This window comes from Fulvimonas yonginensis, assembly GCF_037137055.1.
GTDB lineage: Bacteria > Pseudomonadota > Gammaproteobacteria > Xanthomonadales > Rhodanobacteraceae > Frateuria_A > Frateuria_A yonginensis.
In genome coordinates this window covers 431,659-447,854 of the sequence record NZ_JBBBNY010000001.1, presented here as the reverse complement: position 1 = coordinate 447,854, position 16,196 = coordinate 431,659, and the positions used below count along the sequence as shown (strand labels likewise).

At 71.6% G+C, this 16,196-nt stretch carries 12 protein-coding genes; 3 read left to right on the top strand and 9 right to left on the bottom strand.

Annotated elements, in window-relative coordinates; all coding sequences use genetic code 11:
• Nucleotides 1–25: 25 nt before the first annotated feature.
• The 3 genes from WAT24_RS01990 to rsgA form a co-directional block, all read right to left on the bottom strand.
• On the bottom strand, nucleotides 26–2,338 hold the full coding sequence (locus WAT24_RS01990; RefSeq protein WP_336806131.1) for an NADP-dependent malic enzyme: 2,313 nt from the start codon (nucleotides 2,336–2,338) through the stop codon (nucleotides 26–28).
• A 174-nt stretch (nucleotides 2,339–2,512) separates the two neighbouring features.
• Nucleotides 2,513–3,784: a peptidase MATCAP family protein gene (locus WAT24_RS01985; RefSeq protein ID WP_336806130.1), complete on the bottom strand. Its 1,272-nt coding sequence runs from the start codon at nucleotides 3,782–3,784 to the stop codon at nucleotides 2,513–2,515.
• Nucleotides 3,785–3,854: 70 nt separating this feature from the next.
• Nucleotides 3,855–4,907 carry a ribosome small subunit-dependent GTPase A gene (gene rsgA, locus WAT24_RS01980; RefSeq protein WP_336806129.1) on the bottom strand — a complete coding sequence of 351 codons (1,053 nt, stop codon included), beginning with the start codon at nucleotides 4,905–4,907 and terminating at the stop codon, nucleotides 3,855–3,857.
• A 163-nt stretch (nucleotides 4,908–5,070) separates the two neighbouring features.
• On the opposite strand from rsgA, the gene WAT24_RS01975 reads away from it, so the two are divergent.
• The 3 genes from WAT24_RS01975 (at nucleotide 5,071) to grxD (ending at nucleotide 8,162) form a co-directional block, all read left to right on the top strand.
• Nucleotides 5,071–6,315 (top strand): aminotransferase class I/II-fold pyridoxal phosphate-dependent enzyme, encoded by a 1,245-nt coding sequence (locus WAT24_RS01975; protein WP_336806128.1) that lies wholly within the window; start codon nucleotides 5,071–5,073, stop codon nucleotides 6,313–6,315.
• A gap of 249 nt (nucleotides 6,316–6,564) precedes the next feature.
• A complete protein-coding gene (locus tag WAT24_RS01970; RefSeq protein WP_336806127.1) occupies nucleotides 6,565–7,164 on the top strand; it encodes an SGNH/GDSL hydrolase family protein in 600 nt (199 codons plus the stop codon).
• Nucleotides 7,165–7,238: 74 nt separating this feature from the next.
• Nucleotides 7,239–8,162 (top strand): Grx4 family monothiol glutaredoxin, encoded by a 924-nt coding sequence (grxD, locus tag WAT24_RS01965; protein WP_336806126.1) that lies wholly within the window; start codon nucleotides 7,239–7,241, stop codon nucleotides 8,160–8,162.
• Nucleotides 8,163–8,214: 52 nt separating this feature from the next.
• Here the strand turns inward: grxD and WAT24_RS01960 are convergent, their stop codons facing one another.
• The 6 genes from WAT24_RS01960 to WAT24_RS01935 all read right to left on the bottom strand — a co-directional run bounded on the left by WAT24_RS01960 (nucleotide 8,215) and on the right by WAT24_RS01935 (nucleotide 16,088).
• Nucleotides 8,215–9,234 carry an SDR family oxidoreductase gene (locus WAT24_RS01960; RefSeq protein ID WP_336806125.1) on the bottom strand — a complete coding sequence of 340 codons (1,020 nt, stop codon included), beginning with the start codon at nucleotides 9,232–9,234 and terminating at the stop codon, nucleotides 8,215–8,217.
• Nucleotides 9,235–9,298: 64 nt separating this feature from the next.
• Nucleotides 9,299–9,682 carry a sensory rhodopsin transducer gene (locus tag WAT24_RS01955; protein WP_336806124.1) on the bottom strand — a complete coding sequence of 128 codons (384 nt, stop codon included), beginning with the start codon at nucleotides 9,680–9,682 and terminating at the stop codon, nucleotides 9,299–9,301.
• Nucleotides 9,679–10,125, bottom strand: coding sequence for a PPC domain-containing DNA-binding protein (locus WAT24_RS01950; protein ID WP_336806123.1), 447 nt, complete (start codon nucleotides 10,123–10,125; stop codon nucleotides 9,679–9,681). The genes WAT24_RS01955 and WAT24_RS01950 overlap by 4 nt, the downstream gene beginning before the upstream one ends.
• Before the next feature lie 3 nt (nucleotides 10,126–10,128).
• Nucleotides 10,129–13,152 (bottom strand): FAD-binding and (Fe-S)-binding domain-containing protein, encoded by a 3,024-nt coding sequence (locus tag WAT24_RS01945; protein ID WP_336806122.1) that lies wholly within the window; start codon nucleotides 13,150–13,152, stop codon nucleotides 10,129–10,131.
• A 15-nt stretch (nucleotides 13,153–13,167) separates the two neighbouring features.
• On the bottom strand, nucleotides 13,168–14,301 hold the full coding sequence (locus WAT24_RS01940; RefSeq protein ID WP_336806121.1) for an enolase C-terminal domain-like protein: 1,134 nt from the start codon (nucleotides 14,299–14,301) through the stop codon (nucleotides 13,168–13,170).
• A complete protein-coding gene (locus WAT24_RS01935; protein WP_336806120.1) occupies nucleotides 14,298–16,088 on the bottom strand; it encodes a thiamine pyrophosphate-requiring protein in 1,791 nt (596 codons plus the stop codon). Before WAT24_RS01935 ends, WAT24_RS01940 begins: the two co-directional genes overlap by 4 nt.
• Nucleotides 16,089–16,196 lie beyond the last annotated feature (108 nt).

Here is a 16,196-nt window from a genome sequence, read left to right as displayed (position 1 = left end):
GGCGAAGGATACGGCAGTTGCGCTCCTAGCGCATGCTGCGCACGACTTCCATGCCGGCCTCCCGGGCGCCGGCGCGGATCTGCGCGTCCACCGCCGCGATCGCGGTCATGTTCACCACCCGGCGCACGGTCGAGGCGGGGGTCAGGATGTGCGCGCTCTTGTCCACGCCCATCAGGATCGGCCCGATCGCCACGCCGTCGGTCATCACCCGTACCATGTTGTAGACGATGTTGGCCGCATCGAGGTTGGGCAGCACGAACAGGTTGGCACGCCCGTGCAGGGTGGTGTTGGGGAAGATGCGCTGGCGCAGCACGCCGTCCCAGGCGGTATCCGCCTGCATCTCGCCGTCGACCTCGAGCCGCGGCGCGCGCTCGCGCAGCAGCTGGTAGACACGGCGCATCTTGGCCGCGCTGGCGTTGTCGTGACTGCCGAAGTTGGAGTGCGACAGCAGCGCCACCTTCGGCTCGATGCCGAACAGCTTCAGGCGGTAGCTGGCCTGCAGCGTCGCCTCGGCGATCTGCTCGGCGGTCGGGTCGACCTGCACGTGGGTGTCGACGAAGAACCAGGCGCCCAGGTCGTTGATCACGCCGGTCATCGCCGAGGTGCACTGCACGCCCGGATCCAGCCCGAACACCGAGCGCAGGTAGCCGAGCTTCTTGTGGTAGCGCCCGACCAGGCCGCAGATCATCGCGTCGGCCTCGCCGCGCTCGACCATCACCGCGGCGATCAGCGTGGGACGCGAGCGCATCAGGTTCTTGGCCGCCGCCGGGGTGACGCCGCGCCGTTCGGTCAGCGCGTGGTACTGCTGCCAGTAGTCGTTGAAGCGCGGGTCGTCGTTGATGTTGGTCAGTTCGTAGTCCACGCCCTCGCGCATGCGCAGGCCCAGCCGCTCGATGCGCTGGGCGATGACCTCGGGGCGGCCGATCAGGATCGGGAAGGCGAGCTTCTCGTCGATCACCGTCTGCACCGCGCGCAGCACGGTCTCCTCCTCGCCCTCGGCGTAGACCACGCGCTTCTTGTCCGCACGGGCCCGCTCGTACACCGGCTTCATCAGCAGGCTGGTGCGGTAGATGAACTGGCCGAGCTTCTCGCGGTAGGCGTCCATGTCCCCGATCGGGCGCGTGGCCACGCCCGAGTCCATCGCCGCCTGCGCCACCGCCGGCGCCAGCATCACCAGCAGGCGCGGGTCGAACGGGCGCGGGATCAGGTAATCCGCGCCGAACGAGGGGACCTCGCCGCCGTAGGCACCGGCCAGGTCCGAGGCCTCCATGCGTGCCAGCTCCGCGATTGCGTGCACGCAGGCGAGCTTCATCGCCTCGTTGATGCCGGTCGCCCCGACGTCCAGTGCGCCGCGGAAGATGTACGGGAAGCACAGCGCGTTGTTGACCTGGTTCGGGTAGTCCGAGCGGCCGGTCGCGATGATGCAGTCCGGGCGCACGCGCTTGGCGTCCTCCGGCAGGATCTCCGGGTTGGGATTGGCCAGTGCCAGGATGATCGGGCGCTCGGCCATGGTCGCGACCATCTCCGGCTTGAGGATGCCGCCGGCGGAGAGACCCAGGAACACGTCCGCGCCTGCCACGATCTCGGCCAGCGTGCGCTTGGTCGTATCGCGCGCGTAGCGGGCCTTGTCCGGATCCAGTCCCTCGCGTCCCGTGTGGATCACGCCCTCGCGATCGAACGCCAGGATGTTCTGCGGCTTCACGCCCAGCGCCACCAGCATGTCCAGGCAGGCGATGCCGGCCGCGCCGGCGCCGGTGGTGGCGAGGCGGATGTCCTCGATCTTCTTGCCGACCACCGCCAGCGCGTTGAGCACCGCCGCGCCGACGATGATCGCGGTGCCGTGCTGGTCGTCGTGGAACACCGGGATCTTCATGCGCTCGCGCAGCTTGCGCTCGACGATGAAGCACTCCGGCGCCTTGATGTCCTCCAGGTTGATGCCGCCGAAGGTGGGTTCCATCGCGGCGATGATGTCCACCAGCTTGTCCGGATCGCGCTCGTCGAGCTCGATGTCGAACACGTCGATGCCGGCGAACTTCTGGAACAGCACGCCCTTGCCCTCCATCACCGGCTTGCCGGCGAGCGGGCCGATGTCGCCCAGGCCGAGCACCGCGGTGCCGTTGGTGATCACGGCCACCAGGTTGCCGCGTGCAGTGACCTCGCTCGCCACGTGCGCGTTCTCGACGATCGCCTCGCAGGCGTAGGCAACGCCGGGCGAGTACGCCAGCGCCAGGTCGCGCTGGGTCACCATCGCCTTGGTCGCGCTGACCTTGATCTTGCCGGGGCGGGGATGGCGGTGGTACTCGAGCGCGGCGTGGCGCAGGTCGTCGGGATGGGCCATTGCGGGCGGCTTTGTGCGAGAGGGAAGCGGCCTTACATGGTAGCAGGCGTGCCGGTGGAACGACCCCGCAGGCGGTACAGGAGCGAGCTTGCTCGCGATCCCCTCGCCGCGTCGGCACAGCTGGGGCCGAAGCATGGCGAGCAAGCCCACGCCCACCGGCCGGGCCGTGGTGGTTCAGAGGCGCAGGGACAGCTCGTCCGCCTGCACCTGGCTCATGTGGATGCCGTTGATGAACAGCGAGAACGCCAGCTTGCCGGCCAGGCCGTGCGCGTGCTGCATCCATGGCGGCAGCCAGCGCGGCGGCAGCAGGTGGCCCGCCTCGAAGTGCGGCTGCAGGCTCAGCACGTCGTGCAGGGCGAGCTTGCCCGCGAACAGGTTGCGCAGCAGGTCCATGCGCTGCTGCTTGAACGCCCAGCGGAAGAATGTGTGCACGGTCAGCAGGCCGGACAGGTAGACGTTGTCCTTGGCGAAGGCCGCGCCGCCGGTGAGCGGCACGCCGCGGTACACCCGCTGCGCGGAATGGAAGCTGTCCGCCGGGCTCTGGCCGCAGTGGGCGAAGTACTTGTAGACCTCAACGAAGTCGGCACCGTTGAGCGCCATGTCGATCGCCAGGATGCGCAGGCTGATGCGCTTGAGCCGCGAGATGTCGATGGCACCGGACATCAGCTCGGCGAACACCGCCAGGCCTTCCTGGGTCGCGGTCACCCGCGGCGAGGTGCGCCCGAGCGAGGCCAGCAGCGGCTGCGCGCGGCCGTTCAGGGCGGTCAGCGAGTGCACGAAGGCTTCGTGCGCCAGCAGCTGGTGGCGGTCGTACTCGCTGAAGCAGGCGCCACCGCGCAGGCGGATGCGGGTGGCGCCGGCGGCCGCCTTGGCGGTGAGCTCCGGGTCCACCTCGACCGCGATGCGGCCGGGCCCGAAGAATGCGTCCAGCGCGCGACCCAGGTCGGCGCGCAGCTGTTCGGCCGGCAGATCCGTGGCGATGTCGTCCGCCAGCAGGTCCGCACCCAGTTCGTCGGACAGTTCCACGAAGTAGCGCGCCGCATCCAGGTTGCTCTTGTGGCTGCCGGGGATCGAATCCCCGGGCCGGCCGTACAGCGCGATGGACGGCGCGGTCACGCCGGCGCTGCCGACCGCCTCCAGCATCTCCGCGGCGATCCGCCAGGACTGCGCGGTGCGGCAGAGGTAGTCGCCCAGCGGGTCGCCGGGCAGCACGGCCGCCGCCTCGCGCTCGACCGCAGCCAGTTCGGCACGCGCGGCGGACAGGTCGGGCCGCTGGTAGCGCACCTGCGGAAGCAGGTACCGGCCCTGGGCGAACGCCGCGATCAGTCGCTGCTCCATCGACGCAGGCCAGCTCACCGTGGGCAGGATGTTGATCGCGCGGGCGGCGCCCAGCAGGCGCCGGTCCAGTTCGGCGTAGCGCTGCAGCTCGGATGCGGCGACGTTCATCGCGCCGCGCCCCCGCGAATACGGGGGCGGCACGCGGACGCGAGGCGGCGCGGGGAGTCCATGGCCGCCGCTACTCCCGCTCCCGCCGGCCGCGGTGGGCATGCGGACGCTCCACCGGACGACCACCACGCTGCCGGCGCAGCCGCGCCTCCAGCGTGGCGGCCTGCTCCTCGCGCTCGTCGCGCAGCTTGAGGTAGTTGCGCCAGCGTTCGGCGGCCAGCTCGCCCGAGTCCAGGGCCGCCTGCACCGCGCAGCCGGGCTCGCTGCCGTGGCCGCAGTCGGCGAAGCGGCAGGTCTCGGCCAGCGCCTCGATGTCCGCGAACAGGTCGAGATTCTCCTCGCCGGTGAGCTTGAGCTCGCGCATGCCCGGCGTGTCGATCAGGCAGCCGCCGCTGGGCAGCATCAGCAGCGCGCGGTGGGTGGTGGTGTGGCGGCCGCGGCTGTCGTGCGCGCGCACCTCGCCGGTGGCCATGCGCGACTCGCCGAGCAGCGTGTTGGTGAGGGTGGACTTGCCCGCGCCGGAAGAGCCGACCAGCACCGCACTGTCCCCCGGCTGCAGGTAGCGCGCGAGCAGCTCCGCGCTGGCCGGGTCCTTGCCGTTGATGGCGTGGATCGGCGCGCCCGCCGGCAGCCGCTCGCGCAGCGCGGCCAGGCGCGCGTCGCCGTCGGCCTGCAGGTCCAGCTTGCTGAGCAAGACGACCGGCTGCGCGCCCGAATCCTCGACCAGCGAGAGATAGCGTTCGATGCGCGCCGGGTTGAAGTCGTGGTCGAGCCCCGTCAGCACCAGCACGTAGTCGATGTTGGTGGCGATGATCTGCCGCTCGTAGCGCTCGCCGGCGGCCGCGCGCGAGAGCACGCTGCGGCGCGGCAGCACGGTCGCGATGTGCGGCGGGCGGCCCTCCTCCACCTCGACGAAATCGCCCACGGCGGGGCGCTCGGTGGGATCCAGCGAGCGCTTGAGGAAATGCCCGGCCGGCTGCGCGCCGAACGACGCGACGCCATCGTGCAGCTCGTAGCCCGCCCGATGCTGGGCGATCACGCGCGCGATGCGGCGCCCACCGGGCGGCAGCTCCCCGCGCCAGCCGATGCGGCGCAGGCGGTCGATGATGGCGGGATCGCTCATGGCCACCGATTATGCCTGTTCCGTTGGCCTGCGCCCGGGCGGTCGCGCAAGTTAGCGGTACGTCCGAAGCGCCACCGGTGAGCGCCCATCGCGGGCAAGCCCGCTCCCACCGGGGCCGGGCGCTGCTAGGATCGCGGCTTTCCGTTGCCCGACCGAGGACCACGTGCCGGCCCCGATCACCCCCAGCGCGCACCTGGCCGACGTGCGCTACGAGATCCGCGGCGCCCTCACCCGCCGCGCGCGCGAACTGGAAGCGGCCGGCCGCGACATCGTCAAGCTCAACATCGGCAACCCGGCCCGCTACGGCTTCGCCACGCCAGCGCATCTGCGCGAGGCGGTCGCCGCCCGCCTGGCCGACAGCGAAGGCTACGGCCACGAGCAGGGCCTGGACGCGGCGCGCGAGGCCGTCGTCGCGCAGCAGCGCGCGCGCGGCGCGCAGGGCGTGTCCGTGGAGCGGGTGTTCATCGGCAACGGCGTCAGCGAGCTGATCGACCTGTCGCTGCGTGCCCTGCTGCAGCCGGGCGACGAGGTCCTGCTGCCCAGCCCCGACTACCCGCTGTGGAGCGCGGCCACCCTGCTCAACGGCGGCCGCCCGCGCTACTACCGCTGCCTGGCGCAGAACGCGCACCTGCCCGATCCTGACGAGGTCGAGGCGCTGGTGACCTCCCGCACCCGGGCGCTGGTGCTGATCAACCCGAACAACCCCACCGGCGCGGTGTACCCGCGCCCCCTGCTGGAACGGCTGGTGGCGATCGCGGCCCGGCACGGGCTGCTGCTGCTCACCGACGAGATCTACGACGAGATCCTGTACGACGGCGCACCGTTCCAGCCGCTGGCCGACGTGGCCGGCGCGCAGCCCTGCCTCAGCTTCGGCGGCTTGTCGAAGGTGCACCGCGCCTGCGGCTACCGCGTGGGCTGGCTGAGCCTGTCCGGCGACCCGGCGCGCACCGCGGCCTACCGCGACGCCCTGCAGCTGCTCGCCGCGCTGCGCCTGTGCGCCAACGTGACCGCGCAGTGGGCAGTCGAGCCGGCGCTGGCCGGGCGCGCGACGATCGGCGCACTCACCGCCCCCGGTGGCCGTCTGCACGCGGCACGACAGGCGGTGCTCGACGGCGTGCGCGCGAGCCGGTACCTGGACCTGGTCGCGCCGGCCGGCGCGCTGTACGCCTTCCCGCAGGTGCGCGCCGACGCCCTGCCGCAGTTCGACGACGATGCCTTCGCCCTGCGCCTGCTGGAGGAGGAGGCGGTGCTGGTGGTGCCGGGCTCGAGTTTCAACGTGCCGCAGAGCCGCCACTTCCGCCTGACCCTGCTGCCGCCGCCGGCGCAGCTGGCGGACGTGTTCGTGCGGATCGAGCGGGTGCTCGGGCGGATGGCGCTCGAGCAGGCGCGCCAGTTTGCCGTCGCCTGATGTTCAGGCCCCTTTCCGCTCGGGGGAGGGGTTCGGGACAGGGGTCGGTGCCGCCGGATGTCTCGCTGCGCCCGCCTGCCGCCGCCGTCTCCCGGAGGGAGAGGGCTTCGGGTTCAGCCTTGAGACGGCGCTTCGACGTCACCTACGCTCGCCGCGAACGGCCGGGATCGGACCGCCGGACAAGATCGTTCGTCCGAGCGTAGGCGCGCAGCGCCGGCGTCGATGGATCCTCACCCACTGGAGAGCCCCATGCCCCTGCACTACCTTGCCCTGGGCGATTCCTACACGATCGGCGAAGCCGTCCCTCCCGCCAGCCGCTGGCCCGCGCAACTGGCACGACGGCTGCGCGCGCACGGCGTGGCGATCGACGACCCCCGGATCGTCGCCGTCACCGGCTGGAGCACCGACGAGCTCGCCGTCGGCATGGACGCGGCCGCGCTGGTGCCACCCTACGACCTGGTCACCCTGCTGATCGGCGTCAACAACCAGTACCGCGGTCGTGGCGCGGGCGAGTACCGGGGCGAGTTCGCCCGTTTGCTGCGGCGTGCCGTCGGCCTGGCGGGCGGTCGCGCCTCGCGCGTGCTGGTGGTCTCGATTCCCGACTGGGGCGTCACCCGCTTCGCCCGCGAACAGGGTCGCGATGCCGCGTCGATCGCCCATGCGCTCGACGTCTACAACGCAATTGCCCGCGACGAGGCCGGGCGCGCCGGTGCGCGCTGGGTGGATATCACGCCGATCTCGCGCCACCACCCCGGGCTGGTGGCCGAGGACGGGCTGCATCCCAGCGCGGAGCAATATGCGCTGTGGACCGCGGCGATCCTGCCGGCCGCCGCCGCCGCGCTGAAGTAGCCGGCGGGTTGGGTTGCCCCGCGCCGCCCCCACCTGCGGGGCGTATCATTGGCCCTCTTTGCCGGAGCTTCCCCATGTCCCTCGACCCCGCCACCCGCGAACGCATCGAAACCCTGCTCAAGGACCACCGCGTGGTGCTGTTCATGAAGGGCGACCGCCGCCAGCCGATGTGCGGCTTCTCGGCCGCCGCGGCGAACACGCTCAACGAGCTGCTGCCCGAGTACCACACGGTCAACGTGCTGGAGGATCCGGAGATCCGCGAGGGCATCAAGGTCTACGGCGACTGGCCGACCATCCCGCAGCTGTACGTGGAAGGCGAGCTGGTCGGCGGCGCGGACATCATCCGCCAGATGTACGCCAGCGGCGAGCTGCACACGCTGTTCGGCGCCGCGCCGCCGGACCGCACGCCGCCGCAGATCACGATTACCGACAAGGCCGCCGAAGCCATCCGCAACGGCATCGCCAACGCGCAGGGGCTGGCGCTGCACCTGGAGATCGGCCCGGACCACAGCGCCGGCTTCCAGCTCGCGCCGGCGGACGACCACGACATCGTGGTGACCGCCAACGGCATCCAGGTGCACTTCGACCCGGGCAGCGCACAGCGCGCCAAGGGCATCGTGATCGACTGGGTGTCCACCGTGCAGGGCGAGGGGCTGAGCCTGAAGTTTCCCGGCGCGCAGGAGATCAAGCCGCTGAGCGTGCAGGAACTGCAGCGGCGCCTGGCCGAGGACAGCGTGGTGCTGGTCGACGTGCGTCCCGCCGCGGGCCGCGCGCAGGCCGCGCCGCTGGCGCAGGCGCGCGTGCTGGAAGAGGAGGGCTACGATGCGCTCGCCAGCCTGCCCAGGGACACTGCGCTCGCCTTCATCTGCCACCACGGCAACTCCAGCCGCGGCGTGGCCGAGCGCTTCGCGGCGCACGGCTTCACCAACGTGTTCAACGTCGAGGGCGGCATGGACGCCTGGGCCCGCGAAATCGACCCGGGCGTGCCGCGCTACTGAGCCCGTCCGACCGGCGCCCTCGTCCCGGATCCGGGAAAGGGTGCCCGGCAGACTAGGCGAGCCGGCGTGCGGCCGAACGCAGGCCGCGACGGCCCGCCCACAGCAGCGCCCCGGCCGCCAGCGCGCCGGCGGCGACCAGCCCGCGGTGCGTCGTCAGCCACAGCTGCAGGCTCCAGGCGCGCGAGCGCCTGTCGAAACGCCCGTGCGTGCCGTAATCGGACGGCACCGCCTGGAACAGGTTGTCCGGCCGGCCCTCCGGCAACGGTTGCCGGTCCATCTGTCCGTCGTAGCCGAGCCTGACCAGGCGGCGGTCGGCCAGGCGCGGGAACAGCTTGTTGCCGAGGATGGCCTTGACCGCCGGGAAGCCCACGACGAGCTCGCGACGGCGGTGGTGCGCCGCCCAGTGGATGCCCTGCGCCGCCACCTCCGGCTGGAAGATCGGCGGCACCGGCTGCGGGCGGCGCGGCAGTTTGGTGCGGCCCCACTGGAACTGCGGCGTGTTGAAGGCAGACAGCTGCACCATGGTCACGTGGATGCGGCTCTTCTCGTGTTCCAGCTCCACGCGCAGCGCGTCGGTGAAGCCGCGGATCGCGAACTTGGCGCCGCAGTACGGCGCCTGCAGCGGGATGGCACGGTAGGCCAGCGCCGAGCCCACCTGCACGATGGTGCCGCGGTTGCGCTCGCGCATGCGCTTGAGCGCGGCGAGGGTGCCGTGCACGGTGCCCAGGTAGGTCACCTCCGTGGCGCGGCGGAACTCGGCCGGCGTGATCTGGTGCACCGGCGCGAAGATGGTGGCCATCGCGTCGTTGATCCAGATGTCGATCGGGCCCAGTTCGCGCTCCACCCGCTCGGCCGCGGCCTCGACCTCCTCGGCGTCGGCCACGTCCACCGGGATCGGCAGCGCCTCGCCGCCGAGCCGGCGCACCTCCTCCGCGGCCACATCCAGACCGTCGCTGCTGCGCGCCAACAGGGCGATGCGCGCACCGTCGCGGGCGAAGCGGTGCGCGGTGGCACGGCCGACCCCGGCGGAGGCGCCGGTGATGACGACGACTTCAGGTGGCTTGTGGGACATGGACGGACTCCTGGCGAAGGGAACGGAAGGCTCTTGCGGGACCAAACGTCCCGGGCAGGCGCGCTCAACCGCCGTAGGCCACGGTGGACAGCAGGGCGAGCGCGGCCTGGCGGGAATCGAGCCGGGTGTGCTGCACCACGATCGGCAGGTCCGACTCGAACACGCTGGAGTAGTCGGTGTCGCGCGGAATCGGCTCGGGGTCCTGCAGGTCGTTGAAGCGCAGGTGCAACGTGCGCCGTGCCGGCACGGTGACGCGGTAGGGCCCGGCCGGCTCGCGGTCCTTGAAGTAGATGGTCACCGCCACGTGCGCGTCGCGGTCGTTGGCGTTGAGCAGGCAGGCGGTCTCGTGGCTTTCGAAGCGCGGGTCGTCGGCATGCGTGCCGCCGGCGGGAATGTAGCCCTCGGCGATGGCCCAGCGATGCCGGCCGATCGGTTCTGGCGTGTTCATGGCAGCTCCTTGTCGAGGCAGATCAGCGCGAGGCCCGAGGCCGGGTCGTGGCGGCGGCGCAGGTGCGCGGGCGCCTCGGTGACGATCACCTCCAGCGTCGGCCGCACGTGGCCCTCGAGCAGGTGGCCGCCGAGCGCGCGGCCGTCCGCCTGGCCGAGCACCGCGTGCATGTGCAGTTGGGGCTGGTCGTCCTTCAGCGCGACGTCGCCGATCAGCGAGACCACCTCCACCTGCTCCTCGATCCGGTTGCGCCGGTAGTCCCTGGTGTTCCAGTCGAAGTAGCCCAGCACCGCGCGCTGGAACGCGCCGATGGCGGTGAGATGGGCGGCGGACAGGTGCTGCGCCCTGGCGAACGCGAGCAGGCAGGCGTTGGCTTCGTCGCCGGTGTCGAGCACCACGGCCCAGGTGCGCGTGCCGGCCGGCTGGATCGGTTGGTAGTGCATGGCTCAGGCTCCTCGTCGCGACCCTTCGTTCCGCGCGGCGGAACGGGGGGCTTTCCCGTCGACCAGCACGTCCAGATTGGACGCCCCCTGCGCCAGCGCCATCGCCAGCACCTGCGCCACGTCCAGCGGGGTGCGTCCGGTGCACTGCTCGATCTGCTGGCGGCAGGAAAACCCGTTGGTGACGATCAGCGTGTCGGGATCGGCCGCGCGGATCGTGGGCAGGAGCTGCAGCTCGCCGATGGCGACGGAGACGTCCACCTTGCCCGCGTCGAAGCCGAACGAGCCGGCCATGCCGCAGCAGCCGGCATCCAGGAACTCGCAATCCAGGCCGGCGCGGGCGAGCAGGCGCTTCTCCGCCGCGGTACCGATCACCGCGTGGTGATGGCAGTGCGCGTGCACCAGCGCCCGGCGCCTGAGCTGCGGCGGCGCGTAGCCGACGCGGTCCAGGTACTCGCTGAAGATGTAGGTGTTGCGCGCCAGCCAGTGCGCGCGCTCGTCGCCGGGGAAGAGGTTGGGCAACTCGTCGCGGAAGCTGGCCACGCAGGAGGGCTCCAGCCCGACCACCGGCACGTCGCGGTCGATCCACGGCGCCAGCGTGTCCATGGTCCGGGCCAGCTGCGCGCGTGCCCGGTCCAGCATCCCCTCGGCGTACAGCGGCCGGCTGCAGCACAGCGCCGGTTCGGGCACCTGCACGCGGTAGCCGGCCGCCTCCAGCACGGCGACCGCGTCCTTGAGTGGCTGCGGGTGCAGGTAATTGTTGAAGGTGTCCGGCCAGAGCAGCACCTCGGGCCCGCGCGCGCGCGCCTCGCGCGCGAAGAACCAGTCGCGGAAGGTCTCGCGCGCGAAGCGCGGCACGGTGCGCTGCTGCGCGATGCCGCCGATCGCCTTGGCCAGGTGCGAAACCCCGGGTGTCTGCAGGATGGCGTTGGCCAGCCACGGCACGTGCGAGGCCAGCCGCGCCACGTCGAAGATGCGCCCCATCGAGTAGGCGGTGCGTGGACGCAGGCGCCCACGGTAGTGGTGGTGCATGAACTCGGCCTTGTAGGTCGCCATGTCCACGTTGACCGGACAATCGCTCTTGCAGCCCTTGCAGGCCAGGCACAGGTCCAGCGCGTCGCGTACCGCCTCGCTGCGCCAGCCGTCCTTGAGCGGATCGCCCTCGAGCATCTCGAACAGCAGGCGCGCGCGCCCGCGCGTGCACCATTTCTCCTCGCGCGTGGCGCGGTAGCTCGGGCACATCACGTTGTGGTGCATGTTGCGGCAGTTGCCCACACCCACGCAGCGGCGGGCGGCCTGGGCGAAGCTCATGCCGTCGGCGGGATAGGCGAAGGCGGTCTTGAGCTTGGGCGGACGGTAGCCGGGGCCGTCGCGCAGGTCCGCGTCCATCGGGTTGGGGTCGACCACCTTGCCGGGATTCATGCGCCCGCGCGGATCCCACAGCGCCTTGAACTGGCCGAACGCGTGCACCAGCTCGTCGCCGAACATCTTGGGCAGCAGCGAGGCGCGTACCTGGCCGTCGCCGTGCTCGCCGGAGAGCGAGCCGCCGTAGCGCAGCACCAGGTCGGACGCCTCGTCCATGAAGGCACGCCATTGCGCCACCGCCTCGGGCGTGGAAAGGTCGAAGGTGATGCGGCAGTGGATGCAGCCGTCGCCGAAATGGCCGTACAACGCGCAGGTGTAGGCGTACTTGGCGAGCAGCTTGCGGAAGTCGCGCAGGTACGGCCCGACGCGGTCGGGCGGCACGGCCGCATCCTCCCAGCCGGGATGGCCGTCCGGCTGGCCGGGCACGCGTGCGGTGGCGCCCAGGCCCGACTCGCGGATGGTCCACAGCATGGCTTCCTCCGCCGGGTCGTCGAACAGCTTCATGCTCGGCGGGCGGCCTTCCTTGCGCAGCGTGTCCATCAGCCGGCGCGCCTTGCCATCGGCCTCGGCCTTGCTGTCGCCACCGAACTCGACCATCAGCCAGCCGCCGCCCGGCGGCAGCAGGGCACGGTCCCGCGGGTGCATGTGCTTGTGCTTCATGTCGGCGATCAGCACGTCGTCGAGCCCTTCCAGGCCGACCGGCCCGAACTCGAGAATGCGCGGCACGTGGTCGCCCGCCTCGAACACGTCGGGGTAGCCCAGCACCAGCAGCGTGCGCACCGGCGGGCTCGGCACCAGGCGCAGCTCGGCCTCCAGGACGGTCACGCAGGTGCCCTCGGTGCCGACCAGTGCGCGGGCCACGTTGAAGCCGTTCTCGGGCAGCAGCTCGTCGAGGTTGTAGCCGGAGACGCGGCGCGGGATCTTCGGGTAGCGCGCGCGGATCAGGTCGGCGTAGCGGTCGCGGATGGCTTTCAGGCCGGCGTAGATCTCGCCGCGGCGGCCGCCCTCGCGGATGATCGCCTGCAGTTCCTCCTCGCTGGTGGGGCCGACGCGCATGCGCAGGCCGTCGTAGGTGGCGATCTCCAGCGCGTGCACGTTGTCGACGGTGCGCCCGGCCATCACCGAATGCACGCCGCAGGAGTTGTTGCCGATCATGCCGCCCAGCGTGTTGTGCGCGTGCGTGGACGGATCCGGCCCGAAGGTGAGGTGGTGCTTCTCCGCCGCGTCGCGCAGGTCGTCCAGCACGCAGCCGGGCTCGACGCGCGCGCGCCGGCTGGCCGGATCGATCGCCAGGATGCGGTTGAGGTGGGCGGAGAAGTCCATCACCACCGCGGTGTTGCAGCACTGGCCGGCGAGGCTGGTGCCGCCGCCGCGGGAGAGTACCGGCGCGTCGTGCTCGCGGCAGATGCGCAGGGTCTCGATTACGTCCTGCACGTGGCGCGGCCGCACCACGCCGATCGGCACCTGCCGGTAGATCGAGCCGTCGGTGGCGTACAGCGCGCGGCTGCCCTCGTCGAAGCACACCTCGCCCTGCAGGTGCGCGGCCAGGTCCTGCGCCAGCACCGTCGCCGCCGCGGCAGAGAACGCGAAGCGGTCGCTGTGGCTGTGTCGCACCCGCGGCGGCGCGAGTGGCAGGAGGTCGGCGGACTTGGGGCCAGATCGCATGAGGGACTCCGGGAATCAGAGGGACTCTGCCGGCGCCACGCGGTAGCGTTCGACGTCGGCCTGCCTGAACACGAAGCCGAGGCCGGGGCGGTCGGCGTCGACCACCAGCGCGCCGTCGTCGCGCAGCTGCGGCAGGCCGTCGAAGGCCATCGCCTCGATCCGCGCGTGGTCGTGGAAGTACTCCACGTGCGCCAGGTGCGTGACCGCGCAGCACACGTGCGCGTGCAGGTGCGGCGCGCAGTGCGCGGACACCGGCACGCCGAAGCTTTGCGCCACGGCAGCTGCCTGCAGGAAGCCCGTGAAGCCGCCGCAGCGGGTGCCGTCGATCTGCAGCACGTCCACCGCCCCGGCCTGGAGCATGCGCCGGAAGTAGCCGGCGTCCCAGCCGTACTCGCCCGCGGCGATCGCCATCCCCGCCGGCGCGCGGTCGCGCAGCAGGCGCAGGCCCGGCAGATCGTCGGACGACACCGGCTCCTCGAACCAGCCGACACCCTCCTGCGCGTAGCGCTCGGCCAGCGCCAGCGCCTGCTTGCGTGCGTAGGCGCCGTTGGCGTCGACCATCAGCTCGGGCCCGGCACCGATCGCCTCGCGCGCTGCTCTCACCCGCGCCGGATCCGCCTGCGGCTGGCTGCCGACCTTCATCTTGACCCGCCGCATGCCCTGCTCCACCCAGCCGGCCAGCTGCGCCTGCAGCCGCTCGACCGGGTAGGAGGTGAAGCCGCCGCTGCCGTACACCGGCACCGCCTCGCGCTCGCGGCCGAGCAACCGCACCACCGAGGTGCCGTGCAGGCGTGCCTTGAGGTCCCACAGCGCGACGTCGACCGCGGCGACCGCCATCAGGCCCACGCCGGGCCGCCCGATGTTGCGCAGGCTCCGGTTCATCGCCGCCCACGCGCCGGGGATGTCGTCGGCATCGCGTTCCAGCAGCAGGTCGCGCAACGGGTCCGCGATGACCGCCGCCACCGCGGCATGGCCGTAGGTGTAACCCAGACCGGTGTGGCCGCCGGCGGAAACCCGGGCGAGCACCATCGTGGTGGCATCCCAGGCGATCGTGCCGTCGGCTTCCGGCGCGTCGGTCGGTATGCGGTAGGCGCCGGCCTCCACCCGTGCGATGCGGCAGCCGGCGGTCGCGGGCCGCTCGCCGGTCATCGCCCGTCGTGCGGCAGCACGCCGGCCAGCACCTGGCGCAGGCTCTGCCGGATGATGCCGCCCTCGTCGGGGTCCACCTTGGCCAGCGCGGTCATGTACGCCCTGGCCTGGGCCCAGGTGATGTGCGGCGGCAGCGGCGGTACGTCGGGATCGGCGATCACCTCCAGCACCACCGGCCGATCGGCCGCGAAGGCCTCCTCCCACGCCCGGCCGAGATCCGCCGGGTCGTCCACGCGGATGCCCTTGAAACCCAGCAGCTCGCCGTACCGGGCGTAAGGGAAGTCCTCCACGTACTGCGCCGGCTCGAACTTGGGATCGCCGGCCAGCGCACGCTGCTCCCAGGTGACCTGGTTGAGGTCGTTGTTGTGCAGCACCATCACCACCAAGCAGGGGTTCTCCCAGCGCTTCCAGTACTCCTTGACGGTGATCAGCTCCGCGTTGCCGTTCATCTGCATGGCGCCGTCGCCGACGATCGCCAGTACCGGGCGGTTGGGGTAGGCGAGCTTGGCCGCGATGGCGTAGGGCATGCCGCTGCCCATGGTGGCGAGCTTGCCCGAGAGCGAGGCCATCATGCCGCGGCGCAGGCGCACGTCGCGCGCGTACCAGTTGGTGTGCGAGCCGCAGTCGCCGGCGATGATCGCGTTGTCCGGCAGGCGCGGGGAGAGCTCCCAGAAGATCCGCTGCGGATTGATCGGGTCGGCCGGCTCCATCGCCTTGGCTTCGAGGTCGCGCCACCACTTGCGAACGTTGAGCTCGATCCGCTCGCGCCAGTCCGGGTTGTCCTTCGGCCGCAGCTTGGGCAGCAGCCGTTCGAGCACCTCGGCGCTGTCGCCGATCAGGTTCACCTCGGTGGGGTAGCGCATCGACACGTTGCGCGGGTCGATGTCGATCTGCACCGCGCGCGCCTGGCCGTCCGGCGGCAGGAACTCCGAGTACGGGAAGGTGGTGCCGACCATGAGCAGGGTGTCGCAGTCGTTCATCATCTGCCAGCTCGGCCTGGTGCCGAGCAGGCCGATCGAACCGGTGACGAAGGGCAGGTCGTCGGGCAATGCGGCCTTGCCCAGCAGGGCCTTGGCCACGCCCGCGTCGAGCCGGTTGGCGACCTCCTTGACCTGCTCGCCCGCGTGCATGGCGCCCGCGCCGATCAGGATCGCCACGCGACGGCCATCGTTGAGCACCTTGGCCGCGCGTTCGATGTCCTCCTGGCTCGGCACCGGGTGCGGGTTGGCGTAGCCGACGCCCGAATAGACGTCGCCGTGCTTGCGCGGCGGGCTGGGTACCGCCGGCATCTCCTGCAGGTCGTTGGGCACGATCACGCAGCTGACCGTGCGCTCGGCGGCGGCGATGCGGATCGCGCGGTCGACCACGTGGCGTGCCTGCGCCGCGGTGACGATCGTCTCGACGTAGCCGCAGACGTCCTTGTACAGGGTCTGCAGGTCGACCTCCTGCTGGTAGTCGGCACCCAGCGAGGTGCGTGCCTGCTGGCCCACGATCGCCAGCACCGGCATGTGGTCCATCCTGGCGTCGTACAGGCCGTTGAGCAGGTGGATCGCGCCCGGGCCGGAGGTGGCCAGGCACACGCCGATCTCGCCGGTGAACTTGGCGTGCCCGCCGGCCATGAAGGCGGCCATCTCCTCGTGGCGCACGCGGACGTAGTCGAAACGGTCCGCCGCGCGGCCCATCGCGCCCATGATCCCGTTGATGCCGTCGCCGGGGTAGCCGAACACGCGCCGGATGCCCCACTCGCTGAGGCGCCTGAGGATGAAATCGCCGACGGTTTCGCTCATGGGTGGCAGGCTCCTTGCGGCGCGCGGCGCCGCGGACAGGCGCAAGGGATCGCCTCGCGCGGGGTGCGCGTGCCTGTCAGAGCGCGGGGATCTGGCAAGGATCGGCGG

Coding starts and splice junctions, on each gene's coding strand:
- WAT24_RS01990 (WP_336806131.1), bottom strand. CDS start 2,338: ATGGCCCATCCCGACGACCTGCGCCACGCCGCGCTCGAGTACCACCGC.
- WAT24_RS01985 (WP_336806130.1), bottom strand. CDS start 3,784: ATGAACGTCGCCGCATCCGAGCTGCAGCGCTACGCCGAACTGGACCGG.
- rsgA (WP_336806129.1), bottom strand. CDS start 4,907: ATGAGCGATCCCGCCATCATCGACCGCCTGCGCCGCATCGGCTGGCGC.
- WAT24_RS01970 (WP_336806127.1), top strand. CDS start 6,565: ATGCCCCTGCACTACCTTGCCCTGGGCGATTCCTACACGATCGGCGAA.
- grxD (WP_336806126.1), top strand. CDS start 7,239: ATGTCCCTCGACCCCGCCACCCGCGAACGCATCGAAACCCTGCTCAAG.
- WAT24_RS01960 (WP_336806125.1), bottom strand. CDS start 9,234: ATGTCCCACAAGCCACCTGAAGTCGTCGTCATCACCGGCGCCTCCGCC.
- WAT24_RS01955 (WP_336806124.1), bottom strand. CDS start 9,682: ATGAACACGCCAGAACCGATCGGCCGGCATCGCTGGGCCATCGCCGAG.
- WAT24_RS01950 (WP_336806123.1), bottom strand. CDS start 10,125: ATGCACTACCAACCGATCCAGCCGGCCGGCACGCGCACCTGGGCCGTG.
- WAT24_RS01945 (WP_336806122.1), bottom strand. CDS start 13,152: ATGCGATCTGGCCCCAAGTCCGCCGACCTCCTGCCACTCGCGCCGCCG.
- WAT24_RS01940 (WP_336806121.1), bottom strand. CDS start 14,301: ATGACCGGCGAGCGGCCCGCGACCGCCGGCTGCCGCATCGCACGGGTG.
- WAT24_RS01935 (WP_336806120.1), bottom strand. CDS start 16,088: ATGAGCGAAACCGTCGGCGATTTCATCCTCAGGCGCCTCAGCGAGTGG.